Genomic DNA, 21,362 nt, shown 5'->3' with positions numbered 1-21,362 from the left:
GCGGTCAAGCGCCGATCCACCATGATCAACCGGCGGGCGTTGTTCAGAGGAGCGCGCCGAGCTGCCCGCGCACGCCCACCCGGTGAGCACGGACTTCTTCATCCTGGGCACCGCGCCGGGAGAGCGGCCCGGGCCCACGGCTGGGTAGGCTCACCGATCGTGGACAGCGAGGTCTTCGGCCGGCCTGCCCCGACACCCAGGAGGTTCTCGTGCCCGAATGGCGTCCCCGGTCGCTGCGCAAGCCCCGGCAGGCCGCGCCCCCAGCGCCCGAGCACTCGATGGACCCGCGTTCCGAAGACGAGCGCCCGCTGGCCGACCGACCGCTGATCGACACCGCGATCTACCGCGACGGCGTGCGCGTCGCCACTCCGATGAGCCTCGCCGAGACCTACCGCCACCTGCGCCGCGAGCCCGGCACGATGGCCTGGATCGGGCTCTACCGGCCGGCCGAGGAAGAGCTGCTGGCCGCCGCCGATGAGTTCGACCTGCACAAGCTCGCCGTCGAGGACGCGATCGTCGCGCACCAGCGGCCGAAGATCGAGCGCTACGGCGACACGCTGTTCGTGGTGCTGCGCGCCGCGACCTACGTCGACGAGGCCGAGGAGGTCAGCTTCGGCGAGCTGCACCTGTTCATCGGCCCGAACTTCGTGCTCACCGTCCGGCACGGCCAGTCCCCCGACATGTCGGCGGTCCGACGGCGCATGGAGGAGGATCCCGACCTGCTGCGCCGCGGGCCCGAAGCGGTGCTCTACGCGGTGCTGGACAACGTGGTGGACGGCTACGCCCCGGTGATCGCCGGGCTGCAGAACGACATCGACGAGATCGAGACCGAGGTCTTCGAGGCCGAACCGCACGTGTCGCGGCGCATCTACGAGCTGACCCGCGAGGTCATCGAGTTCCAGCGGGCGACGCAGCCGCTGCTGACCATCCTCCGAAACCTGGAGGCGGGCTTCGACAAGTACGGCATCGACGAGGAGCTGCAGCGCTACCTGCGCGACGTGGCCGACCACGCCACCACGGTGGGCGAGCGCGTGGACGGCTTCCGGCAGCTCCTGGACAAGATCCTCACCGTCAACGCCACCATGGTCACCCAGGCGCAGAACGCGGAGATGCAGAAGATGACCGAGGCCAGCCTCGCCCAGAACGAGGAGGTCAAGAAGATCTCGGCGTGGGCGGCGATCCTCTTCGCCCCGACCCTGATCGGCACGGTCTACGGCATGAACTTCGACCTGATGCCGGAACTGCACTGGGACCTCGGCTACCCGTTCGCGGTGATCCTGATGGCCGCGGTCTGCCTGACCCTCTACACGATCTTCAAACGCCGCAACTGGCTCTGACTGTGCCGCCTCTCCGCGATTCACAGTGGTGGTCACGTTCTGCACTGATCTCGCGTTGTGCGGTTTCCGTGGCTGGGTTGCATCACGTTCCCCTTAGGTGCGGTTGGGCACGGGGTTGGCGCAGATCGCGGTGGGCGCGTTCGTGCCCAGGAACGCTCGACGGTGGCCCAGACGAGCGGTAATGCCCTTCCGGTGGATTGCGCGTGGCGCGGGGTTGCCGCAGGCTTCCGGAGGATCGCCTTTGCTGCACGGCAGCAGGCGGGATGCCGCGGTGACCGGGAGGCCGGATGGTGCGACCGATGCAGAGCACTCGCCCCACGCTGCTCGGCGCCCGGATACCCCGGATCGAGGACGACCGCCTGCTGACCGGCCGCGCCCGCTACGTCGCCGACGTGGTGCTGCCGGGCATGGTCGAGGCCGCGTTCGTCCGCAGCGAGCTGCCGCACGCCGAGATCCACCGCGTCGACGTCTCCGCGGCGCTGGAGGCGGGCGCGCACGCCGCGTACGGCGGCCCGGACCTGCCCGTCGGCCCGGTGCCGGACCTCGTCCCGTGGGTGCGGCCGGTCCAGCACTTCCCGCTGGCGCGCGACCGGGTCCGCTACGTCGGGTGCCCGCTGGCGGTGGTGGTCGCCGATGACCGGTACCTGGCCGAGGACGCCGCCGAGCTCGTCGAGGTCGACCTCCGGCCGCTGCCCGTCGTCGAGACCGCCGAAGCGGCGCTGGCCGACGACGCACCGCTGCTCTACCCGGAGTGGGGCGACAACCGGCTGCTGTCGATCACACCGGAGAACGCCGCCGTCGACGCCGCGTTCGACCGCTTCCGCACGATCAGCGGCACCTACACGACGCACCGCTACGCGGCCGCCCCGCTGGAACCGCGCGGTGTCGTGGCCGAGTACCGCGACGACCGGCTGACGGTGTGGACCTCCACCCAGGCCGCCCACCTGGTGCGCACGATGCTGGCCGACGTGCTCGGGCTGGCCGAGCGCGACGTCCGGGTGATCACGCCGGACGTCGGCGGCGGCTTCGGCCAGAAGAACGTGATCTACCCCGAGGAGTACCTGGTGCCGTGGCTGGCGATGCGGTTGCGCCGCCCGGTCCGCTGGATCGAGGACCGCCACGAGCACCTGTTCACCTCCAGCCACGCCCGGGACATGAGCATCGAGCTGTCCGCAGCGGTCCGCGACGACGGCACCATCGCGGCGCTGCGCGGACGGGTCCGCGCCGACCTGGGCTCCGGGGAGACGTTCCCAGGCGGCTACGGCCCGGCCGTGGTGGCCGTCAGCTCGCTGTGCGGGCCGTACCGGATCCCGCACCTGTGCGTGGCGGTCGAAGGCGTGGTCACCAACAAGACCCCGACCAACGGGTACCGCGGCTACGGCATGCCGGAGGGCACCTTCGCGATCGAGCGGCTGGTGGACAAGATCGGCCGCGAGCTGGGCATCGATCCGCTCGACCTGCGCCGCCGGATGATCATCGGCCCGGAAGACCTGCCCTACGAGACCGCCGCGGGCGCGCGGCTGGATTCCGGCAGCCATCGCGAGGCTTTCGAGCGCGCCGTCGAGCTGGGTGAGCAGATGCTCGCCGAGGAGCGCGAGCGCGCCGAACCCGGCGCGCACCTGGGCGTCGGATACGCCACCTACATCGAAGGGGTGGCCGCCAGCGCCTTCCCCGTCACCGCCATCCGCAGCGGCCAGGACTCGGCGGACGTGCGCTTCGACACCGACGGCGGGGTCACCGTCGCGGTGGGCATCTCGGCGATGGGCCAGGGCGCGCACACCGCGGTGGCGACGCTGGCCGCCGAGGCGCTGGCCATCCCGATCGACCAGGTGCGGGTGGTGATGGGCGATACCGACACCGCCCCGTTCGGCCTGGGCAGCTTCGCCAGCCGCAGCGTGCTCGTGGCCGGCGGAGCCGTCGCGGAGGCCGCCGAGGTGTTGCGGCGCAAGGGAATCCGGATCGCCGCGCACCTGCTGGAGGCCGCACCGGAGGACCTGGAGCTGGCCGACGGCGGGTTCCAGGTGCGCGGCAGCCCGGGCAGCACAGTGCCGTGGGCGCAGATCGCGCGGGTGGCGCTGACCCGCACGTTCGACCTGCCGCCGGGAACCGCGCCGGGGCTCGACGCGCGAGCCAGCTACGAACCGCCGGGCATCGAGTACGCGCCGCGCCCGGACGGGAAGATGAACGCCTCGGCCAACTACACCAACTCCACGCACACCGCAGTCGTCGAGGTCGATCCCGGCACCGGCGTGGTGCGGGTGCGGCGGTACGCGGCGGTGCACGACTGCGGGCGCGTGATCAACCCGATGACCGTGGCCGGGCAGATCCACGGCGGTGTCGCGCAGGGCATCGGCGGCGTGCTCCACGAGCAGCTGCCCTACGAGGACGGGCAACCGCTGGCCACCACCTTCACCGACTACGTGCTGCCCACGGCGTGCGAGATCCCCGACATCACCACCGAAGAGCTCTGCAGCCCGGCACCGGAAATCCCGTTCGGCGTCAAGGGAGCCGGTGAAGCGGGCATCATCGGCCCGCCCGCCGCGATCGCGCGCGCCGTGGAGCACGCGCTGGAACCGCTGGGCGTGACCGATGTCGACGCCACGCCGCTGACGCCGCCGGTGGTGCGCAGGCTGATCGAGGAGGCCCGGTCGTGAAGCCGCCGCCGTTCGACTACGTCCGCCCGGACAGCCTCGCCGAAGCGGTGCGGCTGCTCGCCGCCGACGAGGACGCGAAAGCCCTGGCGGGCGGGCAGAGCCTGCTGCCGATGATGAACTTCCGGCTCGCCCGGCCCAGCGTCCTGGTCGACATCGGCCGCCTGCCGGAGCTGTCCGCGCTGCGCCGCGAGGACGACGTCCTGGTCATCGGCGCGGGCGTGCGCCAGCGCACCGCCGAGACCGCGCAGCTGGTCCGCGAGACCTGTCCGCTGCTCGGCAGGGCGCTGCGCCACATCGGGCACCACCAGATCCGCTCCCGCGGCACGATCGGCGGTTCCCTGGCCCACGCCGACCCGGCGGCGGAGCTGTGCGCGGCGGCCCTGGCGCTGGACGCCGAGGTGGTGGTGACCGGCAGCAGCGGTCGCCGCACCATCCCGGCGGCCGAGCTGTTCGTGGCGCCGTACCAGACTTCGCTGTCGGAGGAGGAGATCCTCACCGAGGTGCGCTTGCCGATCGACGGCGCGCGCAGCGGATTCGCCGAGATCAGCGGCCGTTCGGGCGATTTCGCCCTCGCGGGCGTGGCCGCGGTGGTGCGCTTCGAGGACGGCGAGGTCGCCGACGCGCGGCTGGTCGGCCTGGGCGTCGGCGGCACGGTCCAGCGCCTCACCGATGCGGAAGCGGTGCTGAACGGCGCCGCGCTGGACGACAGGACGATCGACTCCGCCGCCGAAGCGTCCGGCTCCGCCACTCCGCCCGACGACTTCCACGCCGATCCCGCGACCCGGCTCGCTGCACTGCGCGCGGCCGTGCAGCGAGCCCTGAAGCAGGTGTCGAATGCCTGAGAACCCTTCCGCGAACCGGGAGATCACCCTGACCGTGAACGGCCGCGAGGTCCGGCGAACGGTCCCGGTGCGCCGCCTGCTGATCGACTTCCTGCGCGATGACCTCGGCCACACCGGCACCCACGCGGGCTGCGAGCACGGCGTCTGCGGCGCCTGCACGGTGCTGATCGACGGCGACCCGGCGCGCTCCTGCATCACGCTGGCGGTCCAGGCGGAAGGCACCGAGGTCACCACGGTCGAAGGCCTCACCCCGGAGGACGGTCTCAGCCCGATGCAGCAGGCATTCAAGGACTGCCACGGCCTCCAGTGCGGTTTCTGCACGCCGGGCTTCATCACGACTCTCGCGGCGGCGAACCCCGAAGACCACCCGGACGACGCCGCGATCCGGGAACTCCTGGCCGGGAACCTGTGCCGCTGCACGGGCTACCAGCACATCGTCGAAGCGGTGAACAAGGCCTGGGGCCGCACGCCGGGCTAGCGCCGTTGTCGGAGTGCGCGCGTAGCTTCCCGGGCATGACGACGCAACCGGACCCACGTCCGTTCTTCACCCGGTCGCTGGACCAGATCGGGGAGCAGGTCACAGCAGTGCGTCCCGATGAGCTGAGCAACCGCACTCCCTGCACCGACTACGACGTCCGCGCGCTGCTCGGGCACGTGGTCTCCGTGCTGCGCAGGCTCGCCCTCGCCGGAGCCGGAACCGACTTCAGCGAGGTGCCGGGAGTGATCGTCGGCATCGACGACGAAGGCTGGTCCGACGCGTTCACCCGGGCCCGCGACGAGGTCGAGCGGGTCTGGGCCGACGACGGGGTACTCGACCGCATGGTCGACCTGCAGTGGGCCGTGCTGCCCGGCCGGACCGCCCTCGACGCCTACACCCACGAGTTCACGATCCACTCCTGGGACCTCGCCCACGCCACCGGCCGGATCGCCGACCTCGACCCGGACCTGGCCGCCCGCGCGCTCGAAGTGCTGCCCGCGTTCGCACCACCGGAACAGCGCAGCGACAAGGGCACGTTCGGGCCGGTCGTACCGGTTCCCGACGACGCCGACATCTACACCCGCCTCGCCGCCTACACAGGCCGCCACCCGTGACCGGCACCGCTGCCCCGGCAGGGCACCTTTAGGCGACTTGCTTCCCGGAGGTGCCTTCCCCGGTCATCCCATCGGCTGGAGGAGCTCCTGGCGGCGGATCCGGGCTTGTTTGGCCATGTTCCAGCCCACCACGCCCGTCGTCCGGCCGTCCCGGTCGTACTTCGCCACAAAGCGGCCCTCTTCGAGCGATCCGTCCACGATGGTCGGTTCCGCACCCGGTGGGACGAGGCCGTGGACGTGGATCTTGGCGTCGTACTGGTCGCTCCAGAAGTACGGGACCGGCGTGTACGGCAGGTTCTCGCCCAGGACGTTCGCCGCCACCGCGGCGGCTTGCTCCGTCGCGTTCGTGCGGTTCTCCAAGCGCACCAGCGCGTTCAGCCGGTCGTGCCACCAGCGCGCGACGTCGCCCACCGCGAACACTCCCGGCGCCGCGCGGCAGTGCGAGTCGCAGACCACGCCGTTGTCGAGCTCCAGCCCGCTGCCGGTCAGCCAGGCCGTCTGCGGGACCGCTCCGATCGCGACCACCACCACGTCGGCGGGCAGCACCTCACCACCGCTGAGGTGCACACCCGTGACCCGGCCGCCTTCGGAGGTGAAGCCGTCCACACCGACTCCCAGCCGGAGCTCGACTCCGCGCTCCGCGTGCAGCGCGGCGAGGCGCTGCGCGACCAGCGGACCGAGCTGGGCGTGCATCGGCATCGGCTGCGGGCCGACCATCGTCACGGCCAGCCCCATGGTGCGGGCCGTGGCGGCGATCTCGGCACCCAGCACACCTTCGCCGACGACGACCAGCCGGGACGCCGCGAGCAGGCTTTCCCGCAGTGCCAGGGAATCCTCCAGGGTGCGCAGGACGTGGACGCCGTCCAGGCCGCCCTGCCCAGGCAGGACCCGTGGCTTCGCGCCGGTGGCGATGACGACGGCGTCCGCGGTCAGGGCGCGGCCGGAGGCGGTCCGCACCGTGCGCGTCGCCGGATCCAGGCCGACCGCGGCGTCGGCGAGGACGAACTCCGCTTTCAGCGCCGTCAGCGCCGACTCCTGGCGCAGGTTGGTCCGGTCGGGCTGCCACTCGCCGGAGAGCACCTTCTTCGACAGCGGCGGCCGGTCGTAGGGCAGGTGCTGCTCGGCTCCGAGCACGGTCACCGCACCGTCGTAGCCCCTCCGCCGCAGCGCCTCCACTGTGGACAGACCAGCGGCGCACGCGCCGACCACCAGGACCTCTCGCAGGTCGTTCACGACACCTCGCTCAACTCGGCAGCACCGGCGCGCACCGGAGCCGGATGACCCCACAATGCCAGCTCCGGCGCGTCAGCGGCTGGAAACGGGCGCCATCCACAGGCCGACGATGCCGTCGATCAGGCCGTTGGCCGTGTCCTCCCACGACGCCCGCGGCGTCGGCTCGCCATCGGCCAGCGCGCGCTCCCGCTCGGCGATCATGTGCACCATCAGCTGGCGCACCATGTCCCGGCGCTCCAGCCGCACCTCCAGCGGCAGATCGGGCAGGCAGCTGTTGAGCCCGTCGGTCGCGCGCAGCACCGGCGCCGAGCTGAGCGACTCCGCCACCATGATCTCGCGGTAGGCGGGATCGGTCATCACCTGCGCGCCGAAGCGGCCGAACCAGGTCGGTGAGCCGAGCTCGGCGAGGTAGCGGGTGGAGGGGCGGACCAGGCAGGCCACCCAGTCGCGCACGTCCGAGGAATCGCCCACCGCGGCGACCATCTCGCCGCGCAGCTGCTCGATCGGCCGGCTGTGCTTGCGCACGATCGCGCGGATCAGGTCGGCCTTGGAACCGAAGTGGTAGCCGACCGCGGTGTTGTTGCCCTGCCCAGCCGCCTCGCTGACCTGGCGGTTGGACACCGCGGCCACGCCGTGCTCGGCGAAGAGCCGCTCCGCGGCCGCGAGGATCAGCTCCCGCGTGGCCGCGGACCGCGCCGATCCCGTCGTTCGCACCATCATGTTCACCACCGCATCTGAACCTCGCGGCCCGTCGACGACGAGCCCCTCCCGCCGGCGCGGCACCGACCCCGGCGCGCAGCGCAGCGCCTCCAGTGTGACCCGCAGTTCGCCCGCCTCCGGCGACCACCCCGGGCGGGCGCGGTGGCCGCTGCTATCGTCAGTCAAGCAGTTGACTTAAAAGGGGTGAGCGGCGAACGCGCCGATCGGCCCTCGTGGAAACCGCCGGACCCGGTCGCGCAGACGATGGGAGCCCTCCCACCCATGACCCGTGCCTCCACGCCCGTCGCGGCCCCGCCCCCGCAGGCGCGGTCGAGCACCGTCGTCCCGGCGCTGGCGCTGAGCGGCATCGTCGTCGCGCTCACCCAGACGCTGATCATCCCGCTGGTCCCCCAGCTCCCCGAGCTGCTGAACGCGAGCGCGGCCGACGCGGCTTGGGCGATCACCGCGACGCTGCTGGCCGCGGCCATCGCCACGCCCACCGTCGGCCGCCTCGGCGACATGTACGGCAAGCGGCGGATGCTGCTGTTCAGCCTCGGGATGCTGGTGCTGGGCTCGGTCGTCTGCGCGCTGTCGACCGGGCTCGGCCCGATGGTGGCCGGACGGGTGCTGCAGGGCTTGTCCGCCGGCGTGATCCCGCTGGGCATCAGCATCATGCGCGACGAGCTGCCGCCGGAGCAGCTCGGTGGCGCGACCGCGCTGATGAGCGGTTCCCTCGGCGTCGGCGGGGCGCTCGGGCTGCCCGCGGCCGCGCTCATCGCCGAGAACCTCGACTGGCACGCGCTGTTCTGGGTGGCCGCCGCGCTCGGCGCCGTCGGAGCCGCGCTCGTGACCGCGCTGGTGCCCGAATCTCGCGTGCGCACCGGTGGGAGGTTCGACCTGCCGGGCGCGGTGGGGCTCTCGATCGCGCTGCTGTGCCTGCTGCTGGTGATCTCCAAGGGCGCCGACTGGGGCTGGAGCGGCGGCTGGACACTCGGGCTGCTCGGCGCCGGGCTGGTGGTGCTGGCGGTGTGGGGCTGGTGGGAGCTGCGCGCGCCGCAACCGCTGGTCGACCTGCGCACCACCGCGCGCCGCCAGGTGCTGCTCACCAACACCGCCTCCGTGGTGTTCGGGTTCGCGATGTTCGCGACGTCGCTGGTCATCCCGCAGCTGCTGCAGCTTCCCGAGGCCACCGGGTACGGGCTCGGTCAGTCGATCCTGGCCGCCGGGCTGGTGATGGCTCCGAACGGGCTGATCATGATGGCGATGGCGCCGGTGTCGGCCCGGATCTCGCGGCGCAGGGGCCCGAAGGTCACGCTGATGACCGGCGCGTTCGTCGTCGCCGCCGGGTACGGCCTGTGCCTGGTGATGATGTCGGGCATCTGGCAGCTCGTGATCGCGTCCAGCGTCATCGGCGCCGGTATCGGGCTCGCCTACGGCGCGCTGCCCGCGCTCGTCATGGCCGCGGTGCCGGTGTCCGAGACGGCGGCGGCCAACAGCCTCAACACGCTGATGCGCTCCATCGGCACTTCGCTGTCCAGCTCGGTCGCCGGCGTCGTGCTCGCGCACCTGACGGTCGACCTGGGCGGCGTGGCGGTCCCCTCCCTCGCCGGGTTCCGCCTGGTGCTGGTCATCGGCGCGGTCGCCGCGCTGTTCGCCCTGGCGATCGCCGCTTTCCTGCCCGCACATCCGAAGAGGAGCCCGCATGAACCAGTCCACCGGCGCTGAGCGAAACGGCCGCCTCCGCACCGGGTTCGGCCCGGCACCCGATGTGGCGGCGCTGCGCGAACGGCCCGGGATCGTCCAGGTTCCAACGCCGTTCGGGCCGTCGGCGTGGTTGCTGACCCGGCACGCCGACGTGCGGCGGATGCTCGGCGACGCGGATGCCTTCCGCAGCGGCTGGGGGCCTGACGACCTCGACGGGCTGACGCTGGATCCGCGCCAGCTCTCCGGCGACCGCAGCGGGAACCTGCTCTCCCTGGACCCGCCGGACCACACCAGGCTGCGCCGGATGCTCACCCCGGAGTTCACCGTGCGGCGCATGCGCCGCCTCGAACCGCGCATCGTCGAGATCGTCGACGAGCACCTGGCGGCGATGGCGCGCGGCGGCGCACCGGCCGACCTGGTCGCCGAATTCGCGCTGCCGATCCCGTCGCTGGTCATCTGCGAGCTGCTCGGCGTGCCCACCGGCGACCAGGCCGAGTTCCAGGAGCGCACCAGCCGCCAGCTCGACACCACGCTGCCCGAGGAGGAGAAGGCCGAGCTCGCCGCGCAGTCGCTGGCCTACATGAACGAACTCGTCGCGCGCGCCCGACGCGATCCCGGCGAGGACCTCATCGGCATGCTGATCCGCGACCACGACGACCGGCTCAGCAACGCCGAACTCGTCGGCATCGGCAACCTGCTGCTGGTGGCGGGCCACGAGACGACCTCGAACATGCTCGGCCTCGGCACGCTGGCGCTGCTGCGCCACCCGGAGCAGCTGGCGCTGGTCCGCGACGACCCGGAGATCGCGGCCAGGGCCGTGGAGGAGCTGCTGCGCTGGCTCAGCGTGGTCAACGCCGGCTCGCCGCGGATGGCGACCCGCGACGTCGAGTTCGAGGGCAGCACCATCCGCCGCGGCGACCTGGTGGTGTTCAACCTCCCGGCGGCCAACCGGGACCCGGAGCTGACCGACGACCCGGACCGCCTGGACATCACCCGCCCGGCTGTCCCGCACCTCGGCTTCGGCCACGGCATCCACCACTGCCTCGGAGCACCGCTGGCCCGCATGGAGATGCGCATCGCCTTCCCCGCCCTGCTGCGCGAGTTCCCGGACCTGCGCCTGGCCGTGCCGGACGAGGACGTCGCCTTCGCCACCCACCAGGCCATCTACGGCCTCAAGGAACTCCCCGTCGCCTGGTAGCACGAGGTCCCGTGAGCGTTTTGTGGTGTTATAGCAACACAACACGCTCACGGGCGGCCACCAGCGGAAACGGGGCCTGGATCACTGGACGGACCAGGCTCCGTCGGACGGCAGGATCGCGCCGGAGACGTTCACGCCGTCATCGCTGAGCAGGAAGGTGATCGAAGCCGCGAGGTGCTCGGCGGCGGCGATCGGCGGGATCAGCGCGAGGAAGTCGCGGATGCGGCTGCCGCCGAACTCCGAGGTGCTGCCCGCGCTGGTGATCCCGGTGGCCACGCCGCCGGGCGCGACAGCGTTGACCCGGATTCCCTGCGGCCCGTACATGAACGCGGTGCTGCGCGTGATCCCGACGACGGCGTGCTTGGAAGCGGTGTAGGCGACGCCGGCGGCGGATCCGCGCAGCGCCGCCTCGGACGCGACGTTGACGATCGAGCCGCCGTTGGCCGCCAGCATCACCGGGACGACCGCGCGGGTCAGCCGGAACAGGCCGTCGACGTTGATCGCGAAGACGCGCTGCCAGACCTCGTCGGACACCTCGTGGATCGGGGAGAAGTCGTCGCTGATGCCTGCCACGTTGGCCAGCCCGTCGATGCGCGGCCCGGCGGCGTCGAGGATCCGCTGCAGGTGGCCGGCGTCGGTCAGGTCGGCGACGACGGTGACCACGTCGGAGCCGGGCAGCTGCGCGGCCAGGTCCGCCAGCCGATCCGCGGAGATGTCCACCGCCACCACCCGGCCGCCTTCCCGCGCGATCCGGGAGGCGGTGGCCCGGCCGATCCCGGAAGCGGCGCCGGTGACGATCACGGTCCGCCCGTCGAAGCGCCCCGGCGTGATCCGCTCCCGCCACCCGGCGTCCGCCGCGGGCTCCTCGGGCACCGTGCCGCCGTTGGCGTTCCGGACGAGGTCCTCGACGACTTCCTGCGGCAGCGAATCCCGGCTCATGTCGGCCAGTTGCTGCAGCGGCAGCTGCCGCACCGGAGTCAGGACCTGCTCGTCGAAACCGGCCTGCGCCAGCAGTTCCCGCAGCAGCGGCGCACCTTCGGGATGCGCGAGCCACTCCCCGACCGGGCTGTTCGCGGTCAACGGCTCGGTTCCGGCTGCCATGTCATCTCCTCGACTGCGGTGTGGCGATTTCGCGCGAGATCAGCGGTCTCCCCGAGGGGCGGATGACGACATCGCGCGAAATCGCCGTCCCCGACCGAGCATCAGCCGGCTGAGCCCGCGTGACCGAGGGCGTCGAAGCAGGTGTCGACGATGCGCGGCCGCCACGAGGTCTTGTCGCCGCGGTAGTTGGCGGCCAGGCTCAGCACCGCCAAGGCGCTGAGCACACCCGTGACCCGGATCAGCCGCTCCTCGTCGGACGGGTCGATCGCGAACAGCTCGGACAGCAGCGCGTCGTGCTCCGCGCTGTGCGCCTCCGGCGTGGTGACCGGGCGGAACAGCAGCGCTACCAGGCCGGGGCGGTCCAGCGCGGTGTCGGTCAGCAGCTCCAGCACGCGCCGGTCCCGAGCCGGGCCCAGCGGTAGCGCCGCGACGCGGTCGAGCACCTGCCTGCTCCGCACCGCGGAGAACTCCAGCGCAGCCGCGTGCAGCGCCTCCTTGCTCGGGTAGTGGTGCAGCAGCCCCGCTTTCGAGAGCCCGACAGCGTCCGCCAGCGCCTTCAGGGACGTCTGCTCGAAGCCGTGCTGGGCGAACAGCGCAGCCGCGCGGTCGAGGATCTCCTCGTCCACGTGCTGCCGCAACGCTCGTGCCATGCCCTGAGCCTACCCGACCGATTCGGTCGGTCAACCGATCGGATCGGTCGGGCGTGCAGAATTGGTCGATATTTCAACCATTCTCGCGATCGCATATCCGCTCAGGATGAATTCATCGGAGATCTTCGGTTCCACGGTAAATTTACCGATACCTTCACATGTGAATCAGCAAGCACTCGAATCGCTTTCTTGCCACCATCACCCGAAGTCGGCCCAGCCACCCGATGTCCGACCACGAGCGACCGGAAGTGCAGGAGCCACGCCGAACTCCGGCGCGCCAAGAGCGACCGGGCCGCATCGGCCACCCCGGAGAGCCGGAACGTGGTCACCCGCTGAGGAGGCACAATGACCAGGAGCGTTGCGATCGTCGGTGGCGGAATCGCCGGACTGCTGACCGGACATCTGCTGCAGCGCGACGGGCATCGGGTGACATTGCTGTCCGAGCAGCGCCCGGACGATCTCCGCAATGGCCCGATCATCTCCACCCAGTGCGTATTCGGCCCCCGATTGCGCCCCGAACGCGGCGCCGGTCTGGCGTTCTGGGACGACACCGCACCGGTGATCGCGAATGGCCGATTATCTATCTGGCTGGAGAAGCAGTGCGTGCTGGACTGGTCGGACGCCCTGCTCGACTCCCCGGCGCAGTCGGTGGACCACCGCATGAAGCTGGCCACCTGGATGGAGGCGCTCAACGACGCGGACGGCGCGACCGTGCAACACCGGACCGTCGACCAGATCGCTCTCGAGGCCCTCACCGCCGAACACGACTTGGTGCTGGTGGCCACCGGCCGCGGCTGCGAGCTCTTCCGGCGAAACGACGAGCTGTCGCAGCACACCGAGCCGCAGCGCCAGATCGCCGCGGTCTACCTGCGGGTTCCGGATCACGCCGGCGATGTCGACACGATCCGCTGGTCCATCGTGCCCGGCGCCGGTGAGCTGCTCGTCGTGCCCGCGCTGACCTTCACCGGGCCCTGCCACGCCGTCGTCGTCGAAGCGCTACCGGGCGGACCGTGGGACGTCTGGCGCGACCGCCCGCGGTCCGGCGAGCTGTGGGAGCGGATCCGCGAGCTGCTGCGCGACGTCCCGCGCGAGCACGAGGCGCTCGCAGGCAGGACGCTGACCGACGACCGCGCCGCGCTGTCCGGCGCGATCACTCCCATCGTGCGCCACCCCGTCGCCGTGCTGCCGTCGGGACGCGCGGTGCTCGGCCTGGGCGATGCGGTCGTGACCAACGATCCGCTCACCGCGTCGGGAGCGAACTCCGCGGTGACCGCCGCCGCCATGCACGCAGCGGCCACCACCGAGCACACCGGAGCATTCGACGCGGAGTGGATGCAGCGAACGCACGACGCGTGGTGGACCGCACCGGGCGGCGGCCGCGACGCCACCACGGTCGCCAACACAATGCTCAATCCCCCACCGCAACTGCTGGAACGCCTTCTGAGCTCGACGAACGACCACGCGACCCTGCGGAAGTTCACCGGCATCATCGAAACCGCCGAAGACACCGACTGGCTCCTGAGCCCCTGAAACTACTGCGCCCCACCACGATCCATCTCAAACGGTGCGCGTCAGTCGCCTTGGGACCAGGCTGCTACCGGGAGGGAGAGGTAGACGCCGAAGTCGCTCAGGCCGGTCGCCTTCTCGATCCCCTCGTGCAGGGAATCCGCGCGTTCCTGGCGGTTGGCGGCGCGGCTCTCGAACCACTTCGAGCGGACCTCGACCACGAAGGCCAGGCCGCTGCGGTCGAAGGGGCCGAGCTGCCGGAAGCGCAGCTCCACGTCGCCGGGCTTGAGATTGTGGTCGTAGGGCTCTTCGGGGCACTCGACCGCGAGCGAAACCAGGTGCGGCAGCGCATCACCGAGCCGGTGAAGGGTTTCTTCCGGCACATCGGGCGAGTGGACGACCTCGATCAACGGCACGGAACCAGCCTACCGGAAGCGCCCGGCCCGCAATCGCACGTCGAGTGTCCTCTGTGGACTTCGCTACGCGACGAGCCGCCCGGTGATCTCCAGGTGGCGGGGGCCGCGGAGGACCGGGCTCGGCCGGTACGGCGGCGGGTCCTCCGGCAGCTGCGGATCGGCCAGCCTGCTGACGAGTTCGGTCAGCGCGACCTGGGTCTCCAGCCGGGCCAGCGGAGCTCCGAAGCAGGCGTGGATGCCGAAGCCGAAGCCGAGGTGCTGGTTGTCCTCGCGGGCCGGGTCGAAGGTGTCCGGATCGGTGAAGCGCCTCGGGTCGCGGTTGCCGGAGGCCAGCAGCAGCCACACCGGCGCGCCCTTCGGGATCACGGTGCCCGCGACGTCCAGATCGGTCAGCGTGGTCCGCTGCGGGAGGAACTGCACCGGCGGTTCGTAGCGCAGCAGCTCCTCCACCAGCTGGGGCGCCGTCGACGGGTCCTCGCGCAGGCGCCGCAGCTGGTCCGGGTGGCGCAGCAGCGTGAGCACGCCGTTGGCGATCAGGTTGACGGTGGTCTCGTGCCCGGCGATCAGCAGCAGGACCGCGTTGGTGACCATCTCGACCAGCGACATCCGCCCCTCCGGGCCCTCATCGGTGACCCACGCGGAGAGCATGTCCTCGCCGGGGTGGCGGCGGTGCTCCTCGATCAGCTCGGCCAGGTACTGCCCGAGCTCGAAGCGGCTGTGCTGCGCGGCGCGCCGCTCCTCCACCGGCTGGGCCGGGTTCAGCCCGGCGACCACGCCGTCGACCATCACGCGGAAGCGCGGTTCGTCCTCCGTCGGCACGCCCAGGAGCCGGCAGATCACCGCCACCGGCAGCGGGTAGGCGAAGTCGTCGACGACGTCGAACCGCTCGCGGCCCGCGAGCCCGTCGAGCAGGTCGGTGACGATCGCGGTCAGCTCGCCGTGCATGTCGTGGATGCGGCGCGGGCTGTGCGGCGGGCCGAACGGCCGCATCGCCAGCCGGCGCAGGCGGTCGTGCTCGGGCGGGTCCAGGCGGATGAAGCTGGGCGGCAGCGTCGCCTCGCCCTCCTCGGCCAGCAGCGGGTTGGCGCCCGGCGCCAGGTTGCGCGCGTCGGAGCTGATCCGCGAGTCCTGGAGCAGGTCGTGGATCTCCCAGTAGGTGGTTACCAGGTGCACGCCGCTCTCGTCGCGGATCACCGGGCTCCGGCGGAGTTCGGCGTAGACCGGGTACGGATCGGGGCGCGCGGCCTGGTCGGCGATCCGCTGCACCGGGCTGGTCGAGGACATCCGAGGTCTCCCGTCGATCAGGCTCGGGCCGGGGTGAACACGACCCGCTTCTCGCTGGGCGAGTGGCCGGTCAGGGTGACGGTGGGCCCGTGGCTGGGCAGCGCCGGATCCGGGAACCGGGCCGGGACCGGGCGCTCGCCGCGCCTGCCGGGCAGCTCGGGCGGGAACGGCGCGGCCTGCTCGATCAGCCGCCGGTAGCCGCCCATCCACTTCCCGTGGTCGAAGCCGACCGCGGCGATCACCCGCCCCTGGTAGCCGTAGGCGGCGGCGAAGCGGTGGTCAGCGAGCGAGCCCTGGGTCACCACGATCTCCTCGCCCATCGTCGGCGCACCCACGGACTTGATGTTCACGCCGAACTGCGCCGACCAGAACGACGGCGTCCACAGGTGCGGCCGCCGCCGGGAATCGGCGCTGATCATGTTGTGCGCGGCGATCTCGGCCTGCGCCACGGCGTTGCCCCAGTGCTCCAGCGAGAGGAACTGGTAGCCGAACAGCGGGTGCGGCGTCCGGGCCACGTCACCCGCGGCGAACACGTCGTCGGTGACGATGCCGTGCACGTCGAAGGCCCGGCACCCGGCATCGCAGGCGACACCGCGCGGCCCCGCCGCCAGGCCCGAACCCTCCAGCCACCTGGTGTTGCGCACCGCGCCGAGCGCCACCACGGCGATGTCGGCGTCCAGCGCGGAACCGTCGGAGAGGTGGGCCCGCCTGAGCCGCCCACCGGCATCGCCCTCCAGCGAGGTCACCATGACACCGCAGCGCAGGTCGACGCCGTGCTCCCGCTGCAGCTGCGCGGCGACGTCGCCGACGACGCCGCCGAGCGCGCCCACCAGCGGGGCTGCGCCGCGCTCGGCGACGGTGACGGCGAATCCTCTCTCCCGGCACGCCGAGGCGATCTCCGAACCGGTGAACCCGGCGCCGATGATCAGCACCCGGCTCGGACGCCGCGCCAACAGGCGGCCGAGACGCGCGGTGTCGTCGCGGGTGCGCAGCACGCACACCCCCTCCAGGGCGGCTTCGGCCTCGTTGGGCCACGGCCGCGAACGCACGCCGGTGGCGATCAGCAGCCGGTCGTACTCGATCTCGGAACCGTCGACCAGCTGCACCCGTCTGCGGTCGCGGTCCAACCCGGCGGCGGCGATGCCGAGCCGCCACTCCGCGTCGATCTCACGCGTCCGGGGCAGCGCGGTGTGCTCCGGCAACACCTGCCCCAGCAGGACCTGCTTGGACAGCGGTGGCCGGTCGTAAGGCTCGTGCGCCTCGTCCCCGACCAGCGTGAGCGACCCGACGAAACCCGCATCCCGCAGGTGTTCGGCGGCACGCAACCCGGCGAGCGACGCACCGACGATCACGATGCGACCGTCCCGCATCATCACCGCTCGCCCCTCGGCACCTCAACGCGGTCCAGGAGGATCGCCTGGACCGGACAGGCGGCCGCGGCCCGCAACACGTCGTCACGCCGCGCCTCGTCGACATCCGGCTGGTAGAGCAGCGCCTCCTCACCGTGCAACCGAAACACGTCAGGCGCCAAGAAGGCGCACTGCGCATAAGCCTGGCACCGGTTGAGATCGACGTTGATCCGCATCTGACCTCGCCCCCTCGAAGTCGGGCTGACCCCATGCTGACCGGCACCCAGCATGACCACCAACGCACCAGTGCGGGCGAATCCACTCACGACCGTCACAGTGGCGGTGAACCTCCGCGATTTCGGTTGAAATTGGATCCTCCCCACCGCAGGTTCCGCCGCGAACGCGACGAATCCAATTTCAATTGAAATCGCTACACCACCCAGGGCGACCACCCACCGCAGTGAACCCAAACCCGGCCCGTCCTCGACGGAATCACCGACGGCCAGGTCTCCCCGGTATCACCGCCAAAGCCTTCGGCGGTGATACCGGTCGAGCGTTGCGCGGCGTCCTGCGGCTGCGCACGGGGTTGCGTCGGGTTCAAAGCCGCAGGTGGTCACCTTGCGGGGTGTAGCGATTTCAATTGAAATCGGATCTGTTGCGTTGTTGCCAGACCCCGCGGTGGCGGGAATCCGATTTCAACCGAAATCGCGGCGGTGAACCACCCCTCGTTCAGGGTTCGGGGTCGGATCCGGTCCTAGCATGTGGGCATGCTCAAGGCTCTCGGCACGGCTCGCAGGCACGTCTCCTCGGCTGATCGGCATCTCGTGCACCGGTGCGCCGGACTTCCCCGGAGCGTCGTCGATCCCGGGCTGCGCCACCTCAGCCGGTTGGCGAACCACAGCAAGTTGTGGTTCGCGCTGGCCGGTGGGCTCGCCGCGCGCAAGGGGCCAGCGCGCCGGGCCGCGTTGCGCGGAGTGGCGGCCATCGGGGCTACCAGTGCCGTGACGAACCTGCTGGCCAAGCAGTTGTTGCCGAGGCGTCGGCCGGCCAGTGACCTGCTGCCGATGCACCGGCAGCTGGTGCCGCGGCCGGTCTCCTCGTCGTTCCCGTCCGGGCACGCCGCCTCCGCCGCGGCGTTCGCCACCGCGGTCTGCATGGAGTCGCCGCTGCTCGGTGCGGCCGTGGTGCCGATCGCGGCAGCGGTCGCCTACTCGCGCGTTCACGTCGGGGTGCACTGGCCCACCGACGTGGCGTTCGGGGCCGCGATCGGCTGCACCATCGGGCTGGCCACCCGCAGGTGGTGGCCGGTGCGCCCGGCCGCACCCGGGCTCGCGCGGCCGAGCGAGCACGTCGCCGCGCTGACCGACGGCAACGGGCTCGCGCTGCTGGTCAACGCCTCGTCCGGCGACCGGGACCCGTCCGCTCTGCTCGCCGACCTGTGGCCGGCGGCCAAGCTCCTGCACCCGGACCCCGGTGCCGACATCGTCGAACAGCTGCACCGGGAACTCGACGAGGCCGGTGACTCCGTTCGCGCGCTGGCCGTGGCGGGCGGCGACGGCACCGTGGCGGCCGCCGCCTCCGCAGCCGCCGTCCGCGGGCTGCCGCTGGCCGTGATCCCCGCGGGCACGCTGAACCACTTCGCCCGCGACCTGGGCGTGACCAGCGCGCAGGACGCGGCCCGCGCCCTGGCCGCCGGATCCGCGGTGCAGGTCGACCTGGGCGCGGTCGGCGTCGACGACCGGCCCGTCCAGTGGTTCGTCAACACCGCCAGCCTGGGCGGCTATCCCGACATGGTCCGGTTGCGGGAGAAGTGGGAGCCGCGCTGGGGCAAGTGGCCCGCCGCGGCCGCCGCACTGGTGCGCATCCTCGCCGAGGCCGAACCGATCGAGGTCCGCATCGACGGCGCCCACCGCAAGATCTGGCTGCTGTTCGCGGGCGCCAACGGCTACCAGCCGAAGGGCTTCGCCCCCACCTGGCGTCCGCGCCTGGACGACGGCGTCCTCGACATCCGCTACGTCCGGGCCGATCTCCCGCTTTCCCGCATCCGCTTCGCCTTCGCGGCGCTCACAGGCGCGCTGTTCAACAGCCGCACCTACGTCCAGCTGGAGCGGGAGTCGGTGCGCGTCGAAGTGCTCGGCGAACCGGTGGCGCTGGCCTGCGACGGCGAGGTCATCCCGCCGGGACGCACCTTCAGCTTCGCCTCCCGGGACGAAGCGCTGCACGTCTACCGACCGGAGAACGCAGGCTGAGCGCGTCACGGACCGACTGCCGGAACGTCGCACGGGTAGACGCGCTCGAGGAGGGATGCCGTGACCGCCGATGACGTCCTGCGCAGCCTGCGCACCCAACTCCGCAGCACCATCCCCGCACTGATCGTCAGACCGGACAGCATCGAGGTCCAAGCACTCCTCGTCGAGCTCACCAGAGCCACCGACCACGCGGCAGGTCTGCTCACCGACTCGGCGCCCGAGGCACTGGCCGCACTCCGTAGAGCGCTCGACCACGCGGCAGCCGAACGACCGGAAGAATGCGCATCCGAACTGGTCGCGGCCCACTACCACGTCAGCGAACTGCTCCCCGACTGACGTCGGCGCGCGGCCGCGTCCCGGCGAATTCGCGGAAGTCGCAATCCCCCCGAGCAGCCGGGTGGTTCGAGGTACTCCTGATGCGTGATGGCGTGGCAGTCCCGGAGCTGGTGCACTTCGGTGTCGGGGCCCGGAGGGCTCCGGCGCGGACAACGTCGTCCGGGTCCGTTCGGGCGAGCAGGAGGACGACGTCATGGGTTCAGCGGGAACTTCGTGGGGACGGCCGGAACTGGACACGAACGCCACGTTCCGCGCGCACCGGGAACAGCTGGCGCAGCAGGACACCAGCGGGGTGTTCCGCTACATCTTCGAGCAGAACCTGTGGGGCAGCCCGGAATCGGTGTCCGGGGCGGGTTCGGAGAGCTCCGCGACCGCGCACATCCGCACCGAGATCCCCGCGCTGCTGCGCAGGTGGGGCGTGCGGTCGGTCGCGGACGTGCCGTGCGGTGACTTCGGCTGGCTGTCGACGACCGATCTGGGTGTGGCGAGCTACTTCGGTGCCGACATCGTGCCCGAGCTCGTCGAGCACAACCGCCTGCGCTACGCCGCCGACGACCGGCGCTTCGAGGTGCTGGACCTCACCCGGGACCGGCTCCCCGCCGCGGACCTGGTCCTGTGCCGGGACTGCCTGGTGCACCTCGACTTCGAGCGGATCCGGGCGGCGCTGCGCAACATCCGCGACAGCGGCGTGCAGTACCTGCTGACCACCACGTTCCCGGAACTGGCGGTCAACGTCGACGTCCAGACCGGCGACTGGCGCCCGCTGAACCTCCAGCTCGCCCCGTTCGCCTTCCCCGAGCCGCTGGAGGTGATCACCGAGGGCTGCCGGGAGGGAGACGGCCACTACGCGGACAAGGCCCTCGCCCTGTGGCGCGTCGCCGACCTCCCGCAGCTCAGTTGACGGAGTGCTCGACGAACTCGCCGCAGGCCTGGAAGCCCAGGCGGCGGTACACCGGTTCTCCGTCGGCCGATGCCTGCAGGACGGCGGTGCGGTGGTCGTGGGCGCGGGCGGTGTGCAGCACCGCCAGCGTCATGGCTCCGCCGTAGCCGCGGCGGCGGTGGGTGGTCAGCGTGCAGATGTTGTAGATGCCCGCGACTCCCGCGTGCAGGAACACCTCGGCCGAGCCGACCGGCTGCCCGTCCGCGTAGCCGACCAGGTAGCGGGCCGGGCAGTCGGCGGCGAGCGCCTGGTCGGCGGTCCGCGCGAAGAAGTCGCGGACGGTTTCGGCCGGCGGATCCCAGTTCGCCGCGAGCACCTGGGCGTAGTCGGCCAGCTCTTCGGGCGTGGTCGCCGTGCGGATCTCCAGCCCGGCGACCGCGGGCTCGGGCAGGCTGCCGTCGAGCTCGGCCCACATCGCCGTTTCGCGCTCCGATTCGGGCAGGCCCGCCGCTGACAGGCGGGCACCCAGATCCGCCGGTGCCGAGGCCGGGCCGACCCACCACGAGAAGCGGCGGCCGGTCGCGGCGAGCATCCGGGCGGTCTCGTCGATGCGGGCCGCGGCGGTGTCGGGGGTGAACCGGGCCGTTGCGACGATGTTGAACGTGTCGTCGTCCAGGCCGCTGTCGGCCACCAGCAGGTCGTCGGTCCGCGTGACCGTCGCGCCCGGCAGGGCGCGGTGCAGGTGGCAGGCGTGCTCGGCCAGGTTCCGCTCCATGCGGTCGAGCAGGTCGGTTCCATCGGTGGGGCGCGGCGAACTCACCTGACGGATTCC

Annotated in this window: 20 protein-coding genes; 11 read left to right on the top strand and 9 right to left on the bottom strand. The window is 71.7% G+C overall.

Going from position 1 to position 21,362, the window contains the following annotated elements:
* Positions 1–209: 209 nt before the first annotated feature.
* From ATL45_RS25965 to ATL45_RS25945, 5 genes are all read left to right on the top strand, one after another.
* Positions 210–1,337 (top strand): magnesium and cobalt transport protein CorA, encoded by a 1,128-nt coding sequence (locus ATL45_RS25965; protein WP_211841286.1) that lies wholly within the window; start codon positions 210–212, stop codon positions 1,335–1,337.
* Between the two features lie 299 nt (positions 1,338–1,636).
* Positions 1,637–3,991: a xanthine dehydrogenase family protein molybdopterin-binding subunit gene (locus ATL45_RS25960; RefSeq protein WP_170210352.1), complete on the top strand. Its 2,355-nt coding sequence runs from the start codon at positions 1,637–1,639 to the stop codon at positions 3,989–3,991.
* The gene (locus tag ATL45_RS25955) at positions 3,988–4,833 is read left to right on the top strand and encodes an FAD binding domain-containing protein (protein WP_093160364.1); all 846 of its coding nucleotides are present in this window, start codon (positions 3,988–3,990) and stop codon (positions 4,831–4,833) included. The genes ATL45_RS25960 and ATL45_RS25955 overlap by 4 nt, the downstream gene beginning before the upstream one ends.
* A complete protein-coding gene (locus ATL45_RS25950; protein ID WP_093160367.1) occupies positions 4,826–5,311 on the top strand; it encodes a (2Fe-2S)-binding protein in 486 nt (161 codons plus the stop codon). Before ATL45_RS25955 ends, ATL45_RS25950 begins: the two co-directional genes overlap by 8 nt.
* Before the next feature lie 35 nt (positions 5,312–5,346).
* Positions 5,347–5,925 (top strand): TIGR03086 family metal-binding protein, encoded by a 579-nt coding sequence (locus ATL45_RS25945; RefSeq protein ID WP_093160369.1) that lies wholly within the window; start codon positions 5,347–5,349, stop codon positions 5,923–5,925.
* Positions 5,926–5,988: 63 nt separating this feature from the next.
* Here the strand turns inward: ATL45_RS25945 and ATL45_RS25940 are convergent, their stop codons facing one another.
* Positions 5,989–7,158: an NAD(P)/FAD-dependent oxidoreductase gene (locus ATL45_RS25940; RefSeq protein ID WP_246025547.1), complete on the bottom strand. Its 1,170-nt coding sequence runs from the start codon at positions 7,156–7,158 to the stop codon at positions 5,989–5,991.
* Between the two features lie 72 nt (positions 7,159–7,230).
* Positions 7,231–7,878 carry a TetR/AcrR family transcriptional regulator gene (locus ATL45_RS25935; protein ID WP_093160443.1) on the bottom strand — a complete coding sequence of 216 codons (648 nt, stop codon included), beginning with the start codon at positions 7,876–7,878 and terminating at the stop codon, positions 7,231–7,233.
* A gap of 261 nt (positions 7,879–8,139) precedes the next feature.
* Between ATL45_RS25935 and ATL45_RS25930 the strand changes: the two genes are divergently transcribed.
* Complete coding sequence (locus tag ATL45_RS25930; RefSeq protein ID WP_093160372.1) at positions 8,140–9,582, top strand: MFS transporter; 1,443 nt, start codon at positions 8,140–8,142, stop codon at positions 9,580–9,582.
* Positions 9,560–10,759, top strand: a complete 1,200-nt coding sequence (locus ATL45_RS25925) for a cytochrome P450 (protein WP_093160374.1) — start codon at positions 9,560–9,562, stop codon at positions 10,757–10,759. Before ATL45_RS25930 ends, ATL45_RS25925 begins: the two co-directional genes overlap by 23 nt.
* An 81-nt stretch (positions 10,760–10,840) precedes the next feature.
* On the opposite strand, the gene ATL45_RS25920 is transcribed toward ATL45_RS25925, so the two are convergent.
* Both ATL45_RS25920 and ATL45_RS25915 read right to left on the bottom strand, forming a co-directional pair.
* Positions 10,841–11,860: an SDR family NAD(P)-dependent oxidoreductase gene (locus ATL45_RS25920; RefSeq protein WP_093160377.1), complete on the bottom strand. Its 1,020-nt coding sequence runs from the start codon at positions 11,858–11,860 to the stop codon at positions 10,841–10,843.
* Between the two features lie 101 nt (positions 11,861–11,961).
* Positions 11,962–12,510, bottom strand: a complete 549-nt coding sequence (locus tag ATL45_RS25915) for a TetR/AcrR family transcriptional regulator (RefSeq protein ID WP_093160379.1) — start codon at positions 12,508–12,510, stop codon at positions 11,962–11,964.
* Positions 12,511–12,855: 345 nt separating this feature from the next.
* On the opposite strand from ATL45_RS25915, the gene ATL45_RS25910 reads away from it, so the two are divergent.
* A complete protein-coding gene (locus tag ATL45_RS25910) occupies positions 12,856–14,040 on the top strand; it encodes a styrene monooxygenase/indole monooxygenase family protein (protein WP_093160382.1) in 1,185 nt (394 codons plus the stop codon).
* 41 nt (positions 14,041–14,081) lie between these two features.
* On the opposite strand, the gene ATL45_RS25905 is transcribed toward ATL45_RS25910, so the two are convergent.
* From ATL45_RS25905 to ATL45_RS25890, 4 genes are all read right to left on the bottom strand, one after another.
* Positions 14,082–14,432, bottom strand: coding sequence for a hypothetical protein (locus tag ATL45_RS25905; RefSeq protein WP_093160385.1), 351 nt, complete (start codon positions 14,430–14,432; stop codon positions 14,082–14,084).
* Between the two features lie 63 nt (positions 14,433–14,495).
* On the bottom strand, positions 14,496–15,716 hold the full coding sequence (locus tag ATL45_RS25900) for a cytochrome P450 (protein WP_093160387.1): 1,221 nt from the start codon (positions 15,714–15,716) through the stop codon (positions 14,496–14,498).
* A gap of 17 nt (positions 15,717–15,733) precedes the next feature.
* Positions 15,734–17,089 (bottom strand): NAD(P)/FAD-dependent oxidoreductase, encoded by a 1,356-nt coding sequence (locus tag ATL45_RS25895; protein ID WP_093160449.1) that lies wholly within the window; start codon positions 17,087–17,089, stop codon positions 15,734–15,736.
* Positions 17,089–17,301, bottom strand: coding sequence for a ferredoxin (locus ATL45_RS25890; protein ID WP_093160446.1), 213 nt, complete (start codon positions 17,299–17,301; stop codon positions 17,089–17,091). The genes ATL45_RS25895 and ATL45_RS25890 overlap by 1 nt, the downstream gene beginning before the upstream one ends.
* 531 nt (positions 17,302–17,832) lie before the next feature.
* Here ATL45_RS25890 and ATL45_RS25885 point away from each other — a divergent pair.
* The 3 genes from ATL45_RS25885 to ATL45_RS25875 all read left to right on the top strand — a co-directional run bounded on the left by ATL45_RS25885 (position 17,833) and on the right by ATL45_RS25875 (position 20,551).
* A complete protein-coding gene (locus ATL45_RS25885) occupies positions 17,833–19,314 on the top strand; it encodes a bifunctional phosphatase PAP2/diacylglycerol kinase family protein (protein ID WP_093160451.1) in 1,482 nt (493 codons plus the stop codon).
* Between the two features lie 60 nt (positions 19,315–19,374).
* Complete coding sequence (locus tag ATL45_RS25880) at positions 19,375–19,650, top strand: hypothetical protein (RefSeq protein ID WP_093160390.1); 276 nt, start codon at positions 19,375–19,377, stop codon at positions 19,648–19,650.
* Between the two features lie 193 nt (positions 19,651–19,843).
* The gene (locus tag ATL45_RS25875) at positions 19,844–20,551 is read left to right on the top strand and encodes a class I SAM-dependent methyltransferase (protein ID WP_093160393.1); all 708 of its coding nucleotides are present in this window, start codon (positions 19,844–19,846) and stop codon (positions 20,549–20,551) included.
* On the opposite strand, the gene ATL45_RS25870 is transcribed toward ATL45_RS25875, so the two are convergent.
* The gene (locus tag ATL45_RS25870; RefSeq protein WP_246025546.1) at positions 20,544–21,350 is read right to left on the bottom strand and encodes a GNAT family N-acetyltransferase; all 807 of its coding nucleotides are present in this window, start codon (positions 21,348–21,350) and stop codon (positions 20,544–20,546) included. The genes ATL45_RS25875 and ATL45_RS25870 overlap by 8 nt on opposite strands.
* Between the last annotated feature and the right edge of the window lie 12 nt (positions 21,351–21,362).

The organism is Saccharopolyspora antimicrobica, from assembly GCF_003635025.1.
Classification (GTDB): Bacteria; Actinomycetota; Actinomycetes; order Mycobacteriales; family Pseudonocardiaceae; genus Saccharopolyspora; species Saccharopolyspora antimicrobica.
The sequence above is the reverse complement of the archived record's forward strand: the minus strand, read 5'-3'. Positions and strand labels throughout refer to the sequence as shown.